This window comes from Arsenicicoccus sp. UBA7492 (assembly GCF_002479615.1).
Classification (GTDB): domain Bacteria; phylum Actinomycetota; class Actinomycetes; order Actinomycetales; family Dermatophilaceae; genus Arsenicicoccus; species Arsenicicoccus bolidensis.
In genome coordinates, this window is sequence record NZ_DLOE01000043.1 from 152,763 (window position 1) to 159,929 (window position 7,167).

The following is a 7,167-nucleotide window of genomic DNA, read 5'->3' on the forward strand; positions in this document are numbered from 1 at the left end:
CAGCTCCCAGGGAGTGCACCCCTCCATGACCGTGACGGCGACCTACCGCCTGCAGATGCACCACGAGTTCACGTTCGACGACGCCGCGGCGCGCGTCCCCTACCTCGCGGACCTCGGCATCTCCCACCTCTACCTGTCGCCGATCCTGCGCGCGGTCACGGGCAGCCAGCACGGCTACGACGTGCAGGACCACTCCGAGCTGAGCCAGGACCTGGGCGGGCTCGAGGGCTTCGAGCGGCTCGCGGCGGTGGCGCACGAGCACGGCCTGGGCATCGTGGTCGACGTCGTCCCCAACCACATGGCGCTGGTCGCCCCGGAGAACCTCAACCGGCCGCTGTGGCAGGTGCTCAAGGACGGTCGTGACGCGCCGACCGCCCACTGGTTCGACATCGACTGGAAGTCCGGCGGCGGGCGGCTCGGCCTGCCGATCCTCGGCGACACGCTGGTCAGCACCATCCAGGCCGGCGACCTCACCATCGACGAGCTCGAGGACGGCCAGCCGGTCATCCGCTACTTCGAGCACGTCTTCCCGATCGCCGTCGGCACCGAGAGCAACGACGTCGAGGCTGTGCTCGCGCGCCAGCACTACCAGCTCGCGTCCTGGCGGCAGAAGGAGTCGATCCTCAACTACCGCCGCTTCTTCGACGTCGACGAGCTCATCGCCGTCCGCGTCGAGGAGGACGACGTCTTCGACGAGACGCACGCGCTGCTGCTCGACCTCAACCACCGCGGCCTGATCGACGGCTTCCGCATCGACCACCCGGACGGCCTGGCCGACCCGGCGGGCTACCTCGACCGACTGCGCACGCGGTCCCGCGAGGACACGATCATCTGGGTCGAAAAGATCCTGGAGGGCCACGAGCGCCTGCCGCGCGACTGGGCCTGCGACGGCACGACCGGCTACGACGCGATGCTCGCGGTCCAGACCGCGCTGGTCGACCCGGCGTCCGAGCCCGAGCTGACCGCCCAGTGGGAGGCCTGCGGCGGCCGCCTCGACGTCGAGCGCGACGTCACCAAGGCCAAGCGCCAGGTCGTCGAGGAGCTGCTCGGCCCCGAGGTCGAGCGGCTCGTCCGCCGCGCCCGCGAGGCCCTGCCCGAGGCGGACCCGACCCGGCTGCAGCTCGCCGTGGTGGAGCTGCTCGTCGCCGGCGAGGTCTACCGCGCCTACATCCAGCCCGACCAGCGTCTCTCGCCCCTGGCCCGTCGCCGGCTGCAGGTGGCGTATGACGGAGCCGTGGCCGCCCGCCCCGACCTGGAGGCCGAGCTCGCGCAGCTGCACGAGCTGGCGACCGCCGAGGAGGCCGACGCCAACGCGGTCGACTTCGCGGTGCGTCTGCAGCAGACGTGGGGACCGGTGATGGCCAAGGGGATCGAGGACACCACCTTCTACCGCTGGCACCGCCTCATCGCCCTCAACGAGGTCGGCGGCGACCCCGGCGCGCTCGAGACCGCCTCGCCCGCGGCGCTGCACGAGTGGGCGCTGCACCAGCGGCGCTACTGGCCGCTCGGGATGACCACGCTGTCGACCCACGACACCAAGCGCAGCGAGGACACCCGCGCCTTCGTCCTGGCCATCGCGGGCGACCCGGTCGCGTGGAAGGAGCTGTCGATGCGCTTCCGGTCGGCGGCGACCGAGCTCGGCATCGACAAGCCCACGGCCCATCTCATCTGGCAGACCATCGCCGGCGTCGGCCTCATCGACCCCGAGCGGCTCAACGGCTACCTGCTCAAGGCGGTCCGCGAGGCCAAGCAGCACACCGCCTGGGTCGACGGCGACGAGGACTACGAGGCACGCGTCCTGGAGTTCGCGGACAAGGCCCTGCGGGCGGGGGAGCGGCACGACGCCCTCGTCTCGCTGTGGGACAGCCACGCCGAGTCCATCCGCGCCCTCGTCCTCGGCGCCAAGCTCCTGCAGCTGACCATGCCCGGCGTCCCCGACGTCTACCAGGGCTGCGAGACCGTCAACCGGTCCCTCGTCGACCCCGACAACCGCCGGCCGGTCGACTACGACGGCCTGGAGCAGAGCCTCGCGCGGCTCGACGCGGGAGCCCCCGCCGACACCCTCGCCGCCGAGAAGCTCCTCGTGTCCTCCGCCGCGCTGCGCCTGCGCCGCGAGCGGCCGGACGCGTTCGGCGTGGCCGGCCTCTACGTCCCGCTGACCACGACCACCGAGCACGCGATCGGCTTCATCCGGGCCGCGTCCGTCGCGACGATCGTGACCCGCGCACCGCACCGTCTCGCCCGCGAGGGCGGCTTCGGCGACGCCCGGGTCGTGCTGCCGACCGGGACGTGGACCGACCGGCTCACGGGCCGCGAGATCACCGTGCCCGCGACGGGCGAGGTCCTCGTGGCCGACGTGCTGACCGAGCGGCCGGTCGCCCTGCTGGTCCGCTCCTGACGCCCACCTCACCTCACCTCCCCGACACCCCCGCCTCACCCCCGAAAGGCACCGTTGTGACGTCATACACGCTCTGGGCCCCCGCGGCCACCGACCTCGTCGAGGTCGCCGTCGAGGACCAGCGCCTGCCCATGACCAGGGGCGAGGGCGGCTGGTGGCACCTCGAGACGGACGCCGTCGCGGCCGACGCCCCCTACGGCTACTGCCTCGACGGTGGCGACCCGCGCCCGGACCCGCGGGGCCGCCGTCTCGTCGACGGCCCGCACGGCCTCACCACCCCCTACGACCCGACGACCTTCGCCTGGACCGACCAGGACTGGGCCGGGCAGCCCCTCGAGGGCTCGGTGATCTACGAGCTGCACGTCGGCACGTTCACCCCCGAGGGCACCTTCGACGCGGCGATCGGGCGCCTCGACCACCTGGTCGACCTCGGCGTCACCACCGTCGAGCTGATGCCCGTGGCGTCCTTCCCCGGCGTGCACAACTGGGGCTACGACGGGGTGGCGCTCTTCGCCGTTCACGAGCCGTATGGCGGCCCGGCGGGCCTCCAGCGCTTCGTCGACGCGGCGCACGGCAAGGGCCTCGCCGTCGCGCTCGACGTCGTCTACAACCACTTCGGGCCGGACGGCAACTACCTGCGCGAGTTCGGGCCGTACTTCACCGAGGCGCACCACACGCCCTGGGGAGCCGCGGTCAACCTCGACGGACCGGGCAGCGACGAGGTGCGCCGCTACCTGCTCGACAACGTCTCGACCTGGCTGCGCGACTTCCACGTCGACGCGCTGCGCCTCGACGCCGTGCACGCGCTGATCGACGACCGGGCGCTGCCGATCCTGGAGGAGATGGCGCGGACCGCCGACGAGCTCTCGGCCGAGGTGGGTCGCCCGCTCACCCTCATCGCCGAGGACGACCGCAACGACGCCCGCACGACGACGCCGCGCGGCGAGGGGGCGGTCGCGGCCGGCATCGGCATCCACGGCCAGTGGACCGACGACATCCACCACGCCCTGCACGTCGCCCTGACCGGCGAGACCGACGGCTACTACGCCGACTTCGCGTCCCCGGACGCCCTGCCCAAGGTCTTCACCGGCGCGTTCTACCACGACGGCAGCTACTCGACCTTCCGCGGGCGCGTGCACGGGCGACCGATCGACCGCGCGACCGTGCCCGGGTGGCGCTTCGTCGCGTCGCTGCAGACCCACGACCAGGTCGGCAACCGGGCCGTCGGCGACCGCCTGTCCATGGGCACCGACCCGGGACGCCTCGCCGCCGGCGCCGCGCTGCTGCTCACCTCGCCGTTCACGCCCATGCTGTTCATGGGCGAGGAGTGGGCTGCGAGCACCCCCTGGCAGTACTTCACCGACCACCAGGACGAGACGCTCGTCGAGGCCATCCGCAACGGCCGCGCCGCCGAGTTCGCCTCGCACGGCTGGGGCGCCGACGAGGTCCCCGACCCGCAGGCCGCCGGCACCGTCGAGGCCTCCCGCCTCGACTGGACCAAGCTCGACCAGGGCATCCACGCCCGCATGCTCGACTGGTACCGCACGCTGCTGCGCCTGCGCCGCGACGTCCCCGACCTGCGCTCCGCCGCCATGGACCAGGTGTCGCTCGACTGGGACGCCCAGGGCCGCACGGCCGTGCTGCACCGCGGCGCCCACCGCGTCGTCGCCCACCTCGGGGACGGCCCGCTGGACGTCCCCCTCGACGGCGGCCGGGTCGTCGCCTCGTGGAATGACGCCGTTCACGCGTCTGCCGCTGACACTGCCGGTTCCGGTGGGACCGAAGGGGTCGTCCACCTCGACGGACCGGGTGCCCTCGTGATCGGCCCCCGATGACCGACCGGCGCACGCCTCCTCGCCGCCCGGCGTTCTACTCGCCGGAGGCGATGGAGGCCTACGGCGGGCAGCTGCCCGACCCCGCCGTCGTGTCCGAGATCGCCCACGAGACGGCCCAGGTGCTGGTGCACACGGGTCGTGCCTCGGAGGACCCCGAGGTCACGGCCCGCCTCGTCACCCTGGTCGAGGACATCGGCCTCAGCACCCTGGCCGAGCTGTGGGCGCAGCTCCCGGCGCGCTCCCTGCCCGGCGCCCTGTGGCGGCTCTACGCCCTGCGCGAGTGGGTGCGCCGCGACCCCGAGGGGGCCTCGTCGGACTACCAGGCCGGTATGCCGCACGCCGTGGTCCTGCACGCCGTCGCGGGCGCGGCCGAGCCGCCCGGACCCGACGAGATCCGCGGCCTCGCCGACGCGATCCTCACCGGCGTCTACGACGGCGAGCTCGACGTGGCGCTGGAGCGCGCCGGCGCCTTCTGCCGGGTCGTCGCCTCGGGCCGTGCCCACCGCAGCGACGCGGTGGCCGTGACGTCGCCGGCGGAGTGGCTCCGCTCGGCCGGGTCGATCCTGGCGACGGGGGAGGACCTCGAGTCCTGCGCCCGGCTCTGGCGAGCCGGCGACCTGACCTGACCCGCACCCCCCGCCCACCCCAGGATCGTGAGTGTTTCGTCCCCCTTCTTGGACCGAACCCTCACGATGTTGGCGTGCTGCTGGGGCACGGGCACGGGCGCAGGCACGGACTGGCGGATCGCTGGATGTGCGCGCTCCGGGGGCCCCTCGTTACAATGGAAGGGCGCCGGGCCGCGGTAGCCCCGGGTCCCAAATTCAGCCGCTACGAGCGGCCACGTGCCGAGAGGCGCTCCCGGCCCGGCGTACTCACTCCTCCAACGTCTGCCCCGACGCCGCCCGTCAGGCGATGATGGCTGCGGCCATCGCGAGCGGCAGCGACACGATGGACGCGATGGTCGTCACGGTGGTCATGGTCTTGAGGCTTCCCTGGGTCGACAGCCCCAGCAGGGACTTGAACATCCAGAAGAAGTTGCTGTTGACCTGCAGCGCGAACAACGACCCCGAGGCGATGGCCAGGCCGATCACCACGGGCTCGACCTGGATCGACCCGAGGATGGGTGCGATGATCCCGGCCGCCGTGATCGCCGCCACCGACACCGATCCGATGGCCAGGTGCAGGACCGCCGCGATGACCCAGGCCAGCAGGATGCTGAGGATCACGGGCGCGGACTCGTTGACCGAGAAGAGCCCGCCGAGCACCTTGGCCAGGCCCGTGGCCTTGATGACCGCGCCGAGGGAGCCACCGATGCCGGTGACCAGGAGGATCTCACCCGTGGTGTGGAGGCCGTCGGCGAAGGCGTCGTTGGTCTGGGTCGTCCCGATGAACCGCCGCGCCATCACGTAGGCCCCGACGAGACCGAGGAACAGCGCGACGTTCGCGTCGCCGATGAACGCGATGACGTCGTTGGAGAAGTCCAGCAGCTCGGCGAACGCTCCGAAGGCGATCATCAGCAGCGGCACGATGATCGGCAGCAGCGACAGGAGCAGGGAGGGGCGGCGGTCGGCCGCGACGTGGTCGTCGGCCTGCTCGGACTCGGTGAGCGCCTCGGACTCCTCCTCGTCCCGGTCGGCCTTCCACCAGCCCATCGCGAGCATCCGGCCGAACACCCAGACCGTGATCAGCGCCGTCAGCGGTCCGATGACGATGCCGTAGAGCAGGTAGGTGCCGAGCGGGACCTTGAGCAGGCCGGCGATGGAGATCGCCGCGAGTCCGGGGATCACGAAGACGTAGCCGCAGAAGATGCCCGTGCCCAGCGCGCCGGCCAGGAACGGAAGCCCCCTCTTGCCGATGAACGGCGCCGACGAGCGGGCCACGGGGGCGGCGAGGACCACCTGCACGTCGACGTAGATCGAGGGGAAGATCGTCGCGAGCGCCATGGCCAGGGCATACGGCAGCTTCCCGGGTGGGACCACGCGGACCAGCGCCTCGACCATGGTCTTGAAGGCCCCCATCGCGTGCAGCAGGGCGCCCATCAGCACCCCGAAGCCGATGAGCAGACCGATCTTGGCCATGATGTCGCCGAAACCGCCCGTGATGGCGTCGACCGTCTTGCCGAAGCCGATGCCCGACGCGAGGCCGAGATAGAGGGATGCCAGGACCAGCGAGATGATCGGGTCCACCTTGAACCTGATGATCAGCAGGATCACCAGGACGATGGCGATGGTGGTGTGGAGGACGATCAGCATTGGTCAGCCCCTTGGCTCCGGCGCGTGGGAGTCCAGGATGGCACCCACGCCGCGGTTCGGCTCGTCGGGGGTCGTGCCCGTCTGGTCGTATGGCGAAGGCCGCCACCCACGCGGGTAGCGGCCTTCGCCATACGAGCTGTGATCAGGCGGTGCCCTCGAAGGCGCCCGCCGGGAACAGGCTTCGCAGCTGCGCCTCGTCGCCGCAGCCGGTCAGGGCGTGCAGCTCGGCATCCTTGCGGGCGCTGCCCCTGGACCGCCGCCCGGGACCGTGCCATCGGCACTCGAGGCACTCGCCGTGGCAGAAGCTGCCGTTCTCGATCACGTGCCAGGTCGGCTCGTGCGAGGGATCTCGCGGCTCCGTCTCGATGATCGGTGCAAGGTCAGATGCCGCGGTGGTTTCACGACGGGAGGCCCAACGGGCGGTGAGGCTCATGATCCGAGGATGCCTTACGTACCCGCCAGTAGCCAAGGGGGCCAGGAGTCCGCTCCAATGCCCTAACCGATTGCTGCGCAACCACCCCGGAACGTGACGAAGGGGGCGGATGCTGCCGCATCCGCCCCCTTCGTGCCTCGCTCCCGCTGTCACTCACCCGCGCCCATTGGGTTCGTTCCACGCCGCGCTCCGGGCCTCCTCGCAAGCTCGTCGGGTCCTCACGCGGCTGTCACTCACCCGAGCCCATTG

5 protein-coding genes are annotated in these 7,167 nt (G+C 71.9%); 3 read left to right on the forward strand and 2 right to left on the reverse strand.

Annotated elements, in window-relative coordinates; genetic code table 11:
* Positions 1 to 25 precede the first annotated feature (25 nt).
* Genes treY through B4E97_RS13170 form a run of 3 tightly spaced genes read left to right on the forward strand, consistent with a single transcriptional unit; the run spans position 26 to position 4,859 of the window.
* The gene (treY, locus tag B4E97_RS13160; RefSeq protein WP_286960163.1) at positions 26 to 2,398 is read left to right on the forward strand and encodes a malto-oligosyltrehalose synthase; all 2,373 of its coding nucleotides are present in this window, start codon (positions 26 to 28) and stop codon (positions 2,396 to 2,398) included.
* Between the two features lie 56 nt (positions 2,399 to 2,454).
* Positions 2,455 to 4,233 (forward strand): malto-oligosyltrehalose trehalohydrolase, encoded by a 1,779-nt coding sequence (gene treZ / locus B4E97_RS13165; RefSeq protein WP_286960165.1) that lies wholly within the window; start codon positions 2,455 to 2,457, stop codon positions 4,231 to 4,233.
* Positions 4,230 to 4,859, forward strand: a complete 630-nt coding sequence (locus tag B4E97_RS13170; RefSeq protein WP_029211054.1) for a hypothetical protein — start codon at positions 4,230 to 4,232, stop codon at positions 4,857 to 4,859. Before treZ ends, B4E97_RS13170 begins: the two co-directional genes overlap by 4 nt.
* Before the next feature lie 279 nt (positions 4,860 to 5,138).
* Here B4E97_RS13170 and B4E97_RS13175 read toward each other — a convergent pair whose 3' ends face one another.
* Together B4E97_RS13175 and B4E97_RS13180 are read right to left on the reverse strand one after the other, a co-directional pair.
* Positions 5,139 to 6,485 carry an SLC13 family permease gene (locus B4E97_RS13175; RefSeq protein WP_313534983.1) on the reverse strand — a complete coding sequence of 449 codons (1,347 nt, stop codon included), beginning with the start codon at positions 6,483 to 6,485 and terminating at the stop codon, positions 5,139 to 5,141.
* A 142-nt stretch (positions 6,486 to 6,627) separates the two neighbouring features.
* Positions 6,628 to 6,918, reverse strand: a complete 291-nt coding sequence (locus tag B4E97_RS13180; protein ID WP_019286942.1) for a hypothetical protein — start codon at positions 6,916 to 6,918, stop codon at positions 6,628 to 6,630.
* Between the last annotated feature and the right edge of the window lie 249 nt (positions 6,919 to 7,167).